Below are 14,937 nucleotides of genomic sequence, written 5' to 3' on the forward strand. Positions count from 1 at the left end.
AAAATTAAAGAATTATGAAGAATATATTAAAGTTATTCATTTTAAGCTTTGCGATATTTTTATCGTCTTGTGAGGATTTTTTGGATAAAACACCTTTAGATACGATATCTGAAGCTGATTTTTATAAAACAGCGACTGATTTAAGAACTGCTCTTAATAATAATTATCAAGACCTGCCTGGTTGGGCAGCTCTGGCTGTTGGTAGCAGTGTGTTACCGGATAGCTATACCGATATGGGAACATCACAAAGCCCAAGTAATAGGCTAAGTGGTTTAAGTTATGAGGTTCCTACTTCAGCTAGTGCTTCTGTTTGGAGTTTTGACGAAGTAAGAGAAATGAATTGGTTTTTAGACCATGTGGATCAGGCTTCTGGCGATGAAACAGAAATTAACCACTATATTGGTGAAGGTTACTTTTTTAGAGCTTATTATTACTTCGAGTTATTGAAAAAATATGGTGACTTACCTATACTTGATAAATATTTTGATAATCTTGATGAAGAATATATCTATAAAGCCAGGGATCCAAGAAATGAGGTAGTTGACTTTATGATTGCCGATTTGGATACTGCCATTGCTAAATTAAAATCTTCGGCAGATATCTCTATTCAACCAAGAATTAATAAGGAGGTTGCCCAATTATTTAAAGCCAGGGTGGCGCTTTATGAAGGAACCTGGGAAAAGTATCATGCAGGTACCGATTTTGGCGTGGATGGATCTGATGGGTCTGCTTACTTGCAAATTGCAGCAGATGCTGCGGAGGCTGTAATTGATGGAGGCGTATTTTCATTACATAGCGATTATGGTTCTTTGTTTAATCAGATTGGATTAAAAGGGAATAGCGAAGTCATGCTTTGGAGAGATTATGATAATTTCGTTTTAGGAATTGGTAATCCATTGCAGATTTCCTGGCCGAACAGTTCTGCTTATACCAGATTTGCTGTTCGTAGCTATTTGTGTACCGATGGCGATCCTATATCCGTAAGTCCTCTATATGTAGGTGATAAAGATTTATCTACCATTGAAACCAATAGAGACCCAAGATTAGCAGCAACAATAATGGTGCCTGGAGATTTACTTTTAAAAGATACGGATGGTTCAGAAGTTCTCTATTCTCATCCGGCATTCTCTGTGTTCGGCACTGGAAATACTGGTTATGCCTCGCAAAAATATAGAGATCCAAATATAGATCCAAATACCCCTGGTGTGTTTACGAAAAGTACTTCTAAGATTATTATGCGTTATGCAGAAGCATTGCTAATTTTTGCCGAAGCAAAAGCTGAATTAGGTACAATATCACAGGCAGATTTAGATAAGTCCATTAACTTGTTAAGAGCTCGTGTAAGTATGCCTGGAATTACATTAGGAGCTATTACTGTAGATCCCGATTGGCCAAATTATGGCTATACGTTAACCCCCATATTATATGAAATACGCAGAGAGCGTTCCGTGGAATTAATAGCGGAAGGTTTTAGAGACGATGACATATACAGATGGAGAGCGCATGAGTTATTCGATGGGGATCAGCCTAGAGGAGCTTATTATGATGATGGAATTATAAGTGTAGAACTGGCTGCAAGTGATGCAAATCTGGATGCTGATGGTTATCTTTTACCGTTTTACGATTCAGGTAACTATAATTTTGATGAATCAAAAGCATATTTGCAACCAATACCATTGGATGAATTAGTACTTAACGAAAACTTGGAGCAAAACCCAGGTTGGTAGTCTTTATAGGGTGATAGGTTAGAGTGTGAAAGGCTGCTTAATAAGTTACTTATTGGGTAGCCTTTCTTTATTAAAATTAAGATATCACAATTTCCATAAGTAGTGGCTATAAGAAAAGGCAACAATTCTCTTTTAAAAACCCTCTAACGCTCCCGAATACGAGTTCGGGACAGGCTCTAAAGGGAGAGCCATAACTCCCCGTAGAGAGCTAATTCCCCTATAGGGGCTAGAGGTATTCACAAAGGAGAATTTATAAAATAGAGAGTTTTCATAGATGCACTAAGTAGGTATCTAATAATAGAACGAGCCTGAAAATTCAGTTTTCAAAAAACATTCAGTATCGTTCTGTACCAACAGCAAAAAGATATTCTATCCAAACCTGTGAGAATCGACTGTAATCAAGATTCTATTGATCAATTCCGGGAGGAACAATCAGATACAAAAGGGTTAAGTTTCGGGTTTAAAAGCCGATCAAACGGATAATATAAACCAAGATCTGTAGTTAGAAATTTGAAAAATATTTTAATGTCAGCAGGTATCAGCCGCCCCGATTACCTAACAGGATTTGTAATGCGTATTGCGGGTTTAAGTAATGTTTAGTTTTTGTTCATCGAATGGGTATTTTCGATAAAGTCTAATGACGATTTTGGGATAAAACCAATTCCCAATAAATGAAACTCCAACCTAACTGCCATTCTATTGTCGGATACCTTTGGCGAGGTATGGTTATTTAACAAAATTAAATAGTAGTTTTGATATAAAATGAGTTCATAATCTGCGTGTATCCAGTTTGATATGAGTGATGCCCTAATGGATGCATAAAAGACTGTAAAAAAAAATGTAATATTTCATCGTGAGATTTATCATAGCTGTGGATATATTATATGGATGTTCCGTAAACTCATTGATAAAAAATAGTAAGATCATTGGTTGTTTGCGAACATGACAAGCAAGTAAAATATAACAATAGAATGCAACAAAAGGATAAAGAAATATTAAGCAAGTATATTAACAGTCAGGCTGGTGTGGATGAACAGGCCCGGGCGGAAAAGTTGCTAAGCTCCAACAGTACTATCGGGATTAAAGAATTCATGAAGTCAGATTGGAAGCAACGTATCGAAAATGATGAGAATCTTAACAAAGATTTAAGCTCTGTTTTAGATAAAGTTCACCACGCTATTCGTTTACGTCAAAATAAAAATAAACGTAATTTATCGCATAGCTTATACAAGTGGTTTTCCGCAGCGGCTGCTATTGTCATTGTACCATTAATAGTGACAGGTGTTTTTACTTTAATAAAACTTAAAGAAACGAATAAATTGTTGTCGGAAAATGCTTCAACCGTATTTGTTGAAGCACCCAAAGGAGCAAAAATAGCTTTTAAAATGCCTGATGGTTCCGATGTGGTGTTAAACGGAGGTTCATCGATGGAGTACGCGGTGCCTTTTTCCAATAAACGTGATGTTAGATTAACCGGCGAGGCTTACTTTGATATCAAGCACGACGAAGAACACCCATTTTTTGTATCAACACAAAAAATTAAGGTTAAGGTGTTGGGTACCAGGTTTAATGTACATGCTTACGCCGACGAAGATTTAACGGAAGTTATCCTGGAACAGGGTAAGGTGGAATGCTTCATTGGAGGGTATGAAATCATGATGAGTCCTAACGAAATGGTGAGTTTGAAAGGAACAAAATATTCAAAAAAAGAGGTAAATGCGAGTAAATATATCGCATGGAAAGACGGTAAATTGGTTTTTCGTGGTGATTCCATGGATGAAGTGGCCAGAAGGATTTCCCGTTGGTATAATGTGGAGGTAGAAATTAAAGGGGCAGAACTGTCGATGTATTCGTTTAGGGCGACATTTCAAAACGATTCTTTGGAAGAAGTATTACGCCTACTGAAGCTGAGTTCGCCGATCGATTACAAAATAGTGGCACGGAAAAAACTAACGGATGGAAGCTTCAGCAAAAAGAAAGTGATTATTTATAATAAAAGTTAGTATCCCTTTGTATGCGCATGGCCTGGTTTAGCAGATCATTGGTGTGATGATATGTGAAACGCTGAAAATGTATTAAGAAGTAATCTTTTCCGTGATACTCATATATAATGCGTAGGCCTGAAACTATATTATTATAAGCTGAGGTTAAGTAACAAATTGTCTTGTTTTGAAGTAGTTTTAATGGGTTATAGCTGCCTGTTTTGTCAGGCTGGAGTTTTTAATGTTTGAATGCAATAGCGGTATTAAGGGCTTAAAATATGATTCTTGATTCTAATTAATTCTCTTTCTATGAAATTAATAAAGCTACATATTTTAAATTGGTATTGTATCGTGCTGTTATTTGGCACAAATTGTTATTCGGCAAATGCTCAAATTGTAAATACTTCAACAACATATCAATATTCAAGCACAGTAAATTATCCTCAAAAGATTAAGAAGCTTGGGAAAAATCATTATCTCATAGATTTTGGTAAAGCTTATTTCGGCACGGCTGTTCTCAAAGCCAATAAAAGCCAAAACGATACAATAACTGTTCATGTTGGGGAAAAATTATCCGATCTAAACTCTATAGATCAAAACCCGGGAGGAACAATCCGATACCAAAAAATTAAGCTTCCTCAGCTACAAGCCGATCAAAAGGAAATTATAAAACTTATTCCTTACAAAAGAAATTCAAACCCTCCGGCAATTCTATTACCCGATTCCTTTGGCGTAGTAATGCCATTCAGATATTGCGAATTGGAAAACCTTCAGATACCTATTGAGGATGTCGAAATATACCAAAAAGCATATCACTACAAGTTTAATGATGATGCAAGTTATTTTGCATCCTCTGATACCATACTAAACCAAGTGTGGGATTTATGTAAACATACCATCAAAGCAACTACATTTACAGGTTATTATGTGGATGGCGATAGAGAGCGCATACCTTATGAGGCAGATGCGTATATCAACCAGCTAAGTCATTATAGTGTAGATAGTGTTTATGCTATTGCACGTAGAACCAACGAATATTTTTTAGGTCATGCCACCTGGCCAACCGAATGGTTGTTACACACAGTAATGGTATTCTATCAGGACTATATGTATACCGGCGATGTAGAACCACTCAAAAAACATTACGACAAACTAAAGCTTAAAACACTACATGATTTAGCGCGTGAAGATGGATTAATTAGCGTAAAATCGGAGAAGTTAACCCCGGAATTAAAAATGCAACTGGGTTATAAAAATCCCCAAACACAGGTTAAAGACATTGTTGACTGGCCACCGGCAAGAGGGAATACTGGTAAGAAGTGGTTACCGGAAAAAGGTGAACGCGATAAGTATGATATGGTGGATGTAAACACCGTGGTAAACTCGTTTTATTACTACAACATGGTGTTGATGTCACAAATTGCTAAAGTGGTAGGTAACTCGGTGGATGCTGCTATGTTTGAGAAAAATTCTGAAATTGTTAAGAAAGCAATCAATACAAAACTATTTGATAAGTCTCGAGGAGTGTATATTGATGGTGAAGGTTCCAAACACGCTGCATTACATGCTAATATGTTTCCTTTGGCCTTTGGTTTAGTGCCTGAAGAGCATGTTGCATCGGTGGTTGATTTTATTAAAGGCAGAGGAATGGCTTGTAGTGTATATGGTGCTCAATATTTATTAGAGGGTCTTTTTAAGGCCGAAGAAGCCCAATATGCTCTGGATTTAATTACAGATATATCCCATGACAGAACCTGGTGGAACATGATAAAATCAGGATCAACCATGACTTGGGAGGCCTGGGACAAAAAGTATAAACCCAATTTAGATTGGAACCATGCCTGGGGAACAGCACCTTTAAATGTGATTACCCGTTATATGTGGGGAATAAAACCATCAACTCCGGGATTTAATAGTGTACTGGTAAAACCTCAAATGGCTGATTTATTGTCTTCAGAAATTAAGGTTCCTACGCCTAAAGGGTGTATATACGCCAAATATAAAAGCAAAAATAAAGTGGCTGTATTTCAAATTGAACTACCCAATAATATGGTGGGTGAATTTATCTTACCTCCTAAATGGAACCAAGTTAAGCGTTCCGGTAACTCCGGTAATGTGGTTGAATTAAAAGGAGGTAGTAATCTGATTAAATTAAAATTAGTAAGAAAATAGTAATAATGAAGAAAATAAATAAAATGAAAATATTCGCACTTATAATTTTAATGTCTTCTGGATTCTTAGTTCATAATTTGTTTGGACAAATTAATTCTGCTGAAACATTAATATTAGATATGGTTCACCACAATCCAGGTGAGGAACCCTATAATTCAGCCTATAACGACCCGGCAGTGATGAAAGAGATGGGCTATAATGGTAAAGTGTATTTCCTTTTTGAATCGCCTGCCTTAGCTATTAATTGGGAATCGGTAGATAAAGATATCTTACCAAAAGGTTCAGATGATCGCAAATGGGTAGATGCAAAAGCAGCACAAATTAAAAAGATGCATGCAGCTTGTAAAGCGCAGGATATGGATATATATGCTATGTCCGATCTGGTTTTGTTTCCAAAGAGACTGATACAAAAATACAATATGGAGGAAACATTTGGAGATCCAAATAATCCGCAAACAGTTAAGTTTATTAGAGCTCAAATAGATGAAATATTTACTCAGTTTCCTGCTATGGATGGCTTAGTTGTTCGTATTGGAGAAACCTATTTGCACGATGCTCCCTACCATAAAGGTTCTATTCTTGATCGACAGGATGCTGATAATACGATTATACCTCTAATCCAAATCTTACGCGAAGAAATTTGTGTTAAGAGAAATAAGAAACTGATTTTTCGTACCTGGAGATCTTTTGATGTGAAATTAAATACGTATATTAAAGTGAATGATGCCATTGAGCCACACCCTAATCTAACAATAAGTATTAAGCATTGTGAAGGCGATTTTCATAGAGCGAATGCTTTTAGTAAGGTAATTGGGCAAGGTCGTCATAAGCAAATCATCGAAGTGCAGTGCGCTCGCGAATACGAAGGAAAGGGAGCTTATCCAAATTACATTGCTAATGGGGTAATAAATGGTTTTGAAGAGCACATGCGCATGCCGGAAGAAAAGATAAACAGCCTTTCGGAATTTGTTGAGAAGCGACCTGATTTATATGCCGGTGTTTGGACCTGGACAAGAGGTGGAGGATGGGATGGACCATATATAAAGGATGAAATGTGGTGCGATGTAAATGCCTGGGTAATGGCACAATGGGCCAAAGATCCTAAACAAACAGAAGAAAGCATCTTAAATAGATATGCCAGCGAACGTATTCATTTAAAAGGTGGTGATGTGGCAAAATTTAGAAAGTTGTGTTTGCTTTCTGCAGAAGCAGTAGTAAGAGGCAGGAATTCTACCTATCGAGACATGATGCCTTCCTGGACCCGTGATCAGGGAATGGCCTGGCCTGGAACTCCTAAAGATGCTGTTGCTCAGCAACGAAACTTACATCAAAAAAATGAGTCTATAGTTCAGTGGAAAGAGATCGTTAAGCTGGCAAAAGCGATCCATTGGGAAAATGACGAAGCGGCTAACCATGCTGTTGGATCTGCTGAATATGGTTTGTATCTGTTTAAAATATATCGTTCTTTAATTTACATGGCTTATGCGGACAGTAAAGGGGATGGAAAAGGAGTTGAAAAGTGGATTAAAGCATATGATAAAGCCTGGGCTAAGTATAACGCATTACCGAAAAAATATAGTTCACTGGCCACTTTATATACCAAAGAATACAAGCGTCACACCAGAAATTGTGCAGATGATAAGGTGAATGAATTAAGAAGTAAATATTAAAATTATTTTAACAGAAAGACGCTTCTTGATTTACTGTTATTATGTCGTACCTACAGTTCTGATCGACCTGTATGGGGACAAAATTAATGAATAGGATTTTAATAGACTGGCATCCTTGGCCGTTTTTATCGGTAAGGTGCTTAATAAAAAAAAATGATGGGGAATTTTAAAAACATTGCAATACTTATTATTGCCATAGTTTTATTTGGCTGTAATGAGGTAGATAAAAAAAAGGTTGAAAAGCCAAATATATTATTTCTTTTTACAGATGATCAGCGTCAGGGAACGATTGGAGCCTATGATCACGATAAGGTAAAAACGCCAAATATGGATAAGTTGGTTAAACAGGGAACCAGTTTTACCAATTCATATATTTTAGGGGCTGCAACTGCTGCGGTATGCTCTCCTAGCAGAGCTATGTTAATGACCGGAAGACACTATTTTAACATAGAGCCAAACGTATATGCGCAATTTGCCTTTCCAAAGGAGGAAAGGGGGAAAAGTGATTTGTTAACTTTTCCGGAGTATTTTAAAGCCAATGGTTATACCACCTTTGCTACCGGAAAGCAACATAATGGTTCTATTTGGTTAGAACGTGGATTCAGTCAAATTAAGTCTGCCTTTTTAGGCGGGATGACAACACACTTCGGAACCAAAGTTAAGGACTATACGCCAGAAGCGGGTTGGTCTGAACCTTATCAGCAAAAAGAGAAATTTAGTAGTGAGGTTTTTGCTGATGCAGCCGTTGGTTTCCTTGAGAATTATAATCAAGATAATCCTTTTTTAATGTATGTTGCTTTTACAGCACCGCATGATCCAAGAACAGCTCCGAAAGAATACCAAGAACTATATCCTGCTAATGCTATTGAATTACCAAAAAACTTTATGCCAGAGCATCCTTTTGAAATTGCAGACGATAGAATTAGAGATGAAGTGTTAGTAGCGTTTCCTAGAACGGAAAAAATAATTCAGCAGGAAATTTCTGATTATTATGCCATGATAACTGCAACAGATACTCAAATAGGACGAGTATTAAAAGCGTTGGAAGAAGCCGGAAAAGTCGATAATACCATCATTGTTTTTTCCGGAGATAATGGTTTAGCACTGGGTCAGCATGGGTTGTTGGGCAAGCAAAATGTATATGAGCATAGTGTTGGCGTTCCATTAATCTTTTGTGGTCCAAATATTCCTGAAAACACAAAGGTGGATGCTTTAGCTTATTTGCATGATGTTTTCCCGACACTTTGTGGTTTAACAGGATTAGAAATCCCTGAATCCGTTCAAACAAAAGATTTAACGCCGGTAATAAAAGGCGAAAGCAAGTCTGTAAGAAACAGCATGCTTTTTGCTTACAACTCATGGCCTGGTGATCTTTTGCACGGACACAGCCTTAAACATAATCCGGGAGGTGGGCATAGGGCAGTTCGCAAAGGTGATTATAAATTAATTGTGAGTGCAAAACACGATGTGTTTACGTATCAATTATTTAATTTGAAGAACGATCCTTTAGAGCTGGCCAACTTAGTTGAGGACGAAAAATATGGCTCAATTAAAGAGGATCTGTTAAAAGAATTACAAGAGTTAATTGAGGAAACCGGCGATCCTGCCGATTTAAGCAAAAAAGAATTTGGGTTATACGATAATCCGGAAGACTATAATTTTAAAGAAAAATAAATAAGATATGATGAGAGTGAATCTACGGTATAAGTTATTAGCATTTGTAGTTTTTTTTGCTATAGTTGTTAATGCGCAAAAGAAGGATTTAACATGGGATGAAATCGTCAAGGAATACGAATGCCCTGAATGGTTTCGAGATGCAAAATTTGGAATCTGGTTTCACTGGGGACCACAAGCCGCACCAGAGCAAGGAGGGGGGTGGTATGCCCGCCATATGTACATGGAAGATGTGGGTAGGCAAAAGTTCGGTAAAATGGCAAGAGCATATCATGAAATGACCTATGGACATCCATCGGAGTTTGGCTTTAAAGATGTGATCAACTCCTGGAAAGCCGAAAACTTCGATGCAGAATACTTAGTTAACTTCTCAAAAAAAAACGGGGCTAAATATATTGTGGCATTGGCCAACCATCATGATCATTTCGATTTATGGAACTCTACTTACCATGATTGGAATTCGGTAAATGTAGGGCCTAAAAAAGATATTATTGGAGAATTTAAAGCAGCAACTCAAAAAGCAGATTTGAAATTTGGTGTTACCAGTCACGACGATCGCTTTTTAAACTGGTGGAAACCAGCTTTTGGTGCTGATAAAACAGGTGATAAAGCCGGTGTTCCTTACGATGGACGATTAACTAAAGAAGACGGTAAAGGTCTTTGGTGGGAAGGTTTAGATCCAAAAGATTTATACGGTCCTGCTCCAGAAGATCGCACTCCGGAGATGATTGATTCCATTAAAGAAAACTGGGAAAGGAGACATCTTGAATTAGTAGATAAATACGAGCCAGACTTATTGTATAACGATGGATTAAAATTTACTTATGGTGACCACGGCAAAGAAGTATGCCGCAGAATGTACAATAACAGCCTAAATAAAACTGGACAGATTGATGCTGTAATGCTTCTTAAAAGGAAGGAGAAAGGTACTGTTGAGGAAGTGGAATCAGGAGGTAGCAATACCTTGCGCGAATATCCTTGGCAATCTGAAATTACTTTTACGGATTGGTTTTACAAGAAAGACCGTCATTTAACACATGATGCCACAACTATTTTGGAAATGTTGGTTGATGCAGTGAGCAAAAACGGTAACCTGCTTTTAAGTATGGAATTGAATCCGGATGGAACAATACCTCATGAAATAAAGAAAACGGTTAAAACGGTTGGTGACTGGTTGAAGGTAAATGGTGAAGCCATTTACGGAACACGTCCGTGGAAAGTGTATGGTGATGGCAAAAGCGTACGTGGGGAGCAAGTAGAAACAGTTGATGCTGAGTTAAGAAATGCCGTAGCAGCCCAAAAGAAAGGCGAGCATTTTAACCAGCGAACCACAGCTACTCCGGCCTTTGCTCACGACGAGGTACGTTATACCACCCAGGGAGATGATTTTTATATTGTTGTTATGAATCCTGCAAAAGGAGAAATCTTAATTCCTTCTTTGGGTGTTTCTAGCGAGGTAAATCCTGGTAAATTGAAAAGCCTGGCGCAATTATACGATGGTAGATCAATCAGGTTTAAACAAAGCAAAGAAAAACTGACAATTAAGATACCTGCGGTGAACGGGAAAAGTTTTCCGTTTGTGCTTAAAGCCAATTTTGTAAAGTAAACAATAAAAAAACGATATGCGAAAGTTTATATATTCAATAGTTGCTGTTTTGGCAATGGCAATATCTGTAGGCGCTCAAAACGATGCAAAGGTATATTATATTGAGCTGACTGAAGGGAAGGAGATTGCATCAAATCCTATCAAAGTAATTGCGGGAATGTCAACCAACGATGGAATATCGGTACGGGTTTATCCGGATATTACTTTTCAAACCATTGAAGGAATTGGAGGTGCGTTTAATGAAATTGGTGGGGAAGCACTGATGTCCTTAAATGATGCGGAAAGAAAGGATGTCATGAAAAATTTGTTTGACCCAAATGCTTCTAACTTTTCAGTATGCCGTACCGCAGTTGGCGCTAGTGATTTTGGGATTGATGCTTATAGCTATAGTGAAACACCGGATGACTATAAAATGAAAAAGTTTTCTATCAAGAGAGAAGAAAATACGGTCATACCGTACATTCAGCTGGCTTATAAATATAACCCCGATATGGCCTTGTTTGCCTCGCCATGGAGTCCTCCGGGTTGGATGAAAGAGTCGGGCTTAATGGATAGGGGTACGGAAAACCCATCAAAAAACGTTTTAAAGGACGACCCTGAAATTTACAAAGCATACGCCCTGTATTTTTCTAAATATGTAAAAGCCTATGCAAAAGAGGGTATCAAGGTTGATAAAATCGTGATTCAAAACGAACAGGACATCACTACCAAATATCCTTCATGTAATATGCCACCAAAGCAAATGGGCGAATTTATTATTAATTATCTGCGTCCTCAATTTCAACAGGATAACATTGAAGCTGAAATTTGGGCAGGATCTTTTCGCACGGCTAAAAGACTAGACGGATTGGAGTTTGTTTCAAATAAGAGCTGGAGAGAAGCAGTTGATGGCATCGGGATTCAGTATATTAACTCAAGACAAATTGAAAATATGCAAGCCGTTTTCCCTGAAATAAAATTTCTGCATACGGAAGGTATTTGTTTTGGCGGAAAAAATAGTGTCAAGCAAGCATTCTCCCGCTTTGACGAAGTATCTTCATACATCAATCACGGGGTGCCAAACTTCTGCTATTGGAATATGATCTTAAATGAAACAAAAACAAGTGGTTGGGGATGGAAACAAAACAGCCTGATCAATATCGACCGTGAAAATAAAACGGTGACCTACAACCCCGATTATGCTGCGATGTCTCTTTTCGGTAAGTTCATGCGTCCGGGAATGAAAAGAATTGCGTCCGCCTCATGGTATAACGAAACGATAACGCTGGCAGATGAAAAGAACGTATATCTCTTTATAAAAAATGAGTCTGACAAACCAAAGACATTTGATATTTGGCTAAAAGATGAGCAGGCAAATGTAGTGGATATACCCGCTCAGTCCATATCGGTTGTAGTGGTAAATAAAGATTAAAACCATTTAAAAAAGCCAATAATAAATCTAATAAGAAAATAATCATGTTAAGTCTAAAAGCAAATATTTCAAAATTATTCGCCTTGTTCCTTTGGGTGTTTATATGTGTTGCAAGCCATGCTCAGGAAGAAGGTAAACCTGCCTATTTAAACGAATGTTTGAGTTTTGAGGAACGTGTTGATGACCTTGTTTCCCGAATGACCTTGAAGGAAAAGGTGGGGCAAATGATGAACGATGCGCCTGCTATTCCGCGATTAGAAGTTCCTGCTCATGAGTATTGGAACGAATGTTTGCACGGTGTTGCCCGGGCAGGTAAAGCAACTGTTTTCCCGCAGGCTATTGGTTTGGCTGCTACATTTGATAGCGATTTGATTTATCGTTCGGCAATGGCTATTTCCGACGAGGCTAGAGCCAAACATCATGAGGCATTAAGAAACAACTCATTTAAAAGATACGAGGGGCTTACCTACTGGACGCCCAATGTTAATATTTTTCGTGATCCACGCTGGGGTCGCGGACAGGAGACCTACGGAGAAGATCCATACCTGACCGGTCGCATGGGTGTGAGCTTTGTAAAAGGCTTGCAGGGAGATGATGAGAAATACCTGAAACTGGTGGCTACACCTAAACACTTTGCGGTACATAGTGGTCCTGAGCCTGAAAGACACTTCTTTGATGCTGCCGTAAACGAACGTGATTTTCATGATACCTATTTGCCTGCTTTCGAAGCTTGTATCAAAGAGGGTAAAGCTTATTCAGTCATGGGAGCATATAACCGTACCAATGGCGAGCCTTGTTGTGCAAGTCCTCGTTTATTGACCGATATCCTGCGTAAAGATTGGGGATTTGAAGGGTATATCGTTTCGGATTGTAACGCTATTCGGGATGTATATGACTACCATAACTTTACCGACTCTGAAGAAGAAGCGGCAGCGGTTTCTGTTCAGGCAGGATGTGACTTAAATTGTGGTTTTAGATATGCTTACCTTGAAGGGGCAGTTGAACAAGGATTGATTACCGAGGAGGAAATTGATGTGTCTTTGAAACGAATTTTTATGGCACGTTTTAAATTAGGTATGTTCGACTCGCCGGAGAATGTACCCTATGCTCAAATTCCGATGGATTTGGTGAGTTCTCCAAAGCATCGTGCGTTATCGTTGGAAACTGCCCACAAATCAATGGTATTGCTTAAAAATGAAAATAACACCTTACCATTGAAAAAAGAGATCGGATCCATAGCAGTTGTTGGTCCTAATGCCAATCACCTGGAAGTGTTATTAGGTAATTACAACGGTTTTCCTGAAAATTACATTACTCCACTTCAGGGAATTGAAGAAAAAGTTGCTGAGAATACAAAAGTTTATTTCGAAACAGGATGTAACCTGATTGATACAAAACAAGCATTTACGCTTATCCCTTCCTATTTTTTAAGTTATGACGGTAAACCAGGTTTGCAGACTACATACTATAACAGTGGAGATTTAACGGGGACAGCGCTAATATCAAGGATGGAGAAGGTGATTAACTCTAACTGGAATACCACTGAAGTCGAAGGTCTGGAGAAAGATGGAGAGTTCTCAGCAAATGTTAAAGGTATTTTAAAAGTAGATGTGTCGGGTGAGTATACGTTGTCGTTAACGGCAGGTAATGCAAGCAGACTTTCAATCAATGACGAAATATTGATTAATAATTGGGAGGAAGTCAAACGCAGAAGACAAACAGCAAAAGTTTTCTTGAAGAAAGGAAAAAAATACGCCATCAATATCGATTGTAAACATATTGGTTACCCAACAAAGATGATTCTGGAATGGATTAAACCTGAGACAAGTTCTTACGATAGGGCTATCGAAATAGCAAAAAAATCGGAAGCAGTAATTTTTGTGGGGGGTATCTCAGCTGCTGTTGAAGGTGAGCAAATGCGGGTTCCATATGATGGTTTTGATGGAGGTGATAAAACCAACCTTCAATTGCCTGCCATTCAAAAGCAATTAATCAAAGATTTACACGCCACAGGCAAACCAGTCGTTTTTGTCATGTTAAACGGCAGTGCTCTGGCTATTAATTGGGAAGACGAAAACCTGCCGGCTATACTGGAAGCCTGGTATCCCGGAGAGTTGGGCGGAACTGCCATTGCCGATGTGTTGTTCGGAGATTATAATCCTTCAGGAAGACTTCCGGTGACTTTCTATAAATCAGTGAAAGACCTGCCACAATTTGTCAGTTATCACATGAGAGGCAGAACCTACCGATATTTTGAAGGTGAAGCACTTTATCCATTTGGTTATGGTTTAAGTTATACGGATTTTGATTATAAGGATATAAGTGTTTCGGAATCTAAAATAAATGCGGATGAATCTGTAGAAGTAAGTGTTACAATAACCAATACTGGAAGAGTAGCCGGAGAGGAAGTAGTACAGTTATATGTAACCGATAAGGAAAGCAAAGAAGTAAGACCATTAAAAAGTCTTAGAGGCATTAAAAGAATATTTCTTGATCCTGGAAAATCAACCCAAGTTACATTTACGGTTTCACCGGATGACCTTTCATTTTTTGATGTAGCGCAACAGAAAATAATAGTAGAACCGGGAGAGTTTGAATTAGGCATAGGTTCATCATCCGCAAAAATGATTAAAGCACAGGTTGAAGTTATGGACTAAACCCCATAGGAATGTAGAGTAATAGCCTAGTGCAGCCC

The 14,937-nt window shown here is 38.2% G+C and carries 8 protein-coding genes; all 8 read left to right on the forward strand.

Annotated features, from left to right (window positions below; all coding sequences use genetic code 11):
- The first annotated feature begins 14 nt into the window (after window positions 1-14).
- The 8 genes from ACT29I_RS05385 (at window position 15) to ACT29I_RS05420 (ending at window position 14,899) form a co-directional block, all read left to right on the forward strand.
- A complete protein-coding gene (locus ACT29I_RS05385; RefSeq protein WP_430933495.1) occupies window positions 15-1,727 on the forward strand; it encodes a RagB/SusD family nutrient uptake outer membrane protein in 1,713 nt (570 codons plus the stop codon).
- 971 nt (window positions 1,728-2,698) lie between these two features.
- Window positions 2,699-3,730 carry a FecR family protein gene (locus tag ACT29I_RS05390; protein WP_430933494.1) on the forward strand — a complete coding sequence of 344 codons (1,032 nt, stop codon included), beginning with the start codon at window positions 2,699-2,701 and terminating at the stop codon, window positions 3,728-3,730.
- Between the two features lie 288 nt (window positions 3,731-4,018).
- The gene (locus ACT29I_RS05395) at window positions 4,019-5,881 is read left to right on the forward strand and encodes a family 78 glycoside hydrolase catalytic domain (protein ID WP_444792857.1); all 1,863 of its coding nucleotides are present in this window, start codon (window positions 4,019-4,021) and stop codon (window positions 5,879-5,881) included.
- A gap of 5 nt (window positions 5,882-5,886) precedes the next feature.
- Complete coding sequence (locus ACT29I_RS05400) at window positions 5,887-7,551, forward strand: hypothetical protein (protein ID WP_444792858.1); 1,665 nt, start codon at window positions 5,887-5,889, stop codon at window positions 7,549-7,551.
- A gap of 153 nt (window positions 7,552-7,704) precedes the next feature.
- Entirely contained in the window at window positions 7,705-9,225 is a 1,521-nt protein-coding gene (locus ACT29I_RS05405) for a sulfatase-like hydrolase/transferase (RefSeq protein ID WP_444792859.1), read from the forward strand.
- A gap of 7 nt (window positions 9,226-9,232) precedes the next feature.
- Window positions 9,233-10,831, forward strand: coding sequence for an alpha-L-fucosidase (locus ACT29I_RS05410; RefSeq protein WP_444792860.1), 1,599 nt, complete (start codon window positions 9,233-9,235; stop codon window positions 10,829-10,831).
- A gap of 16 nt (window positions 10,832-10,847) precedes the next feature.
- The gene (locus tag ACT29I_RS05415) at window positions 10,848-12,242 is read left to right on the forward strand and encodes a glycoside hydrolase family 30 protein (RefSeq protein WP_444792861.1); all 1,395 of its coding nucleotides are present in this window, start codon (window positions 10,848-10,850) and stop codon (window positions 12,240-12,242) included.
- 44 nt (window positions 12,243-12,286) lie between these two features.
- Window positions 12,287-14,899: a glycoside hydrolase family 3 C-terminal domain-containing protein gene (locus ACT29I_RS05420; protein WP_444792862.1), complete on the forward strand. Its 2,613-nt coding sequence runs from the start codon at window positions 12,287-12,289 to the stop codon at window positions 14,897-14,899.
- Window positions 14,900-14,937 lie beyond the last annotated feature (38 nt).

It is taken from the genome of Saccharicrinis sp. GN24d3, from assembly GCF_052400645.1.
Classification (GTDB): Bacteria; Bacteroidota; Bacteroidia; order Bacteroidales; family Marinilabiliaceae; genus Saccharicrinis.

Bases quoted from the DNA above. Each gene is read 5' to 3' on its own strand.
- ACT29I_RS05385 (WP_430933495.1), top strand. From the start codon at position 15: ATGAAGAATATATTAAAGTTATTCATTTTAAGCTTTGCGATATTTTTA.
- ACT29I_RS05390 (WP_430933494.1), top strand. From the start codon at position 2,699: ATGCAACAAAAGGATAAAGAAATATTAAGCAAGTATATTAACAGTCAG.
- ACT29I_RS05395 (WP_444792857.1), top strand. From the start codon at position 4,019: ATGAAATTAATAAAGCTACATATTTTAAATTGGTATTGTATCGTGCTG.
- ACT29I_RS05400 (WP_444792858.1), top strand. From the start codon at position 5,887: ATGAAGAAAATAAATAAAATGAAAATATTCGCACTTATAATTTTAATG.
- ACT29I_RS05405 (WP_444792859.1), top strand. From the start codon at position 7,705: ATGATGGGGAATTTTAAAAACATTGCAATACTTATTATTGCCATAGTT.
- ACT29I_RS05410 (WP_444792860.1), top strand. From the start codon at position 9,233: ATGATGAGAGTGAATCTACGGTATAAGTTATTAGCATTTGTAGTTTTT.
- ACT29I_RS05415 (WP_444792861.1), top strand. From the start codon at position 10,848: ATGCGAAAGTTTATATATTCAATAGTTGCTGTTTTGGCAATGGCAATA.
- ACT29I_RS05420 (WP_444792862.1), top strand. From the start codon at position 12,287: ATGTTAAGTCTAAAAGCAAATATTTCAAAATTATTCGCCTTGTTCCTT.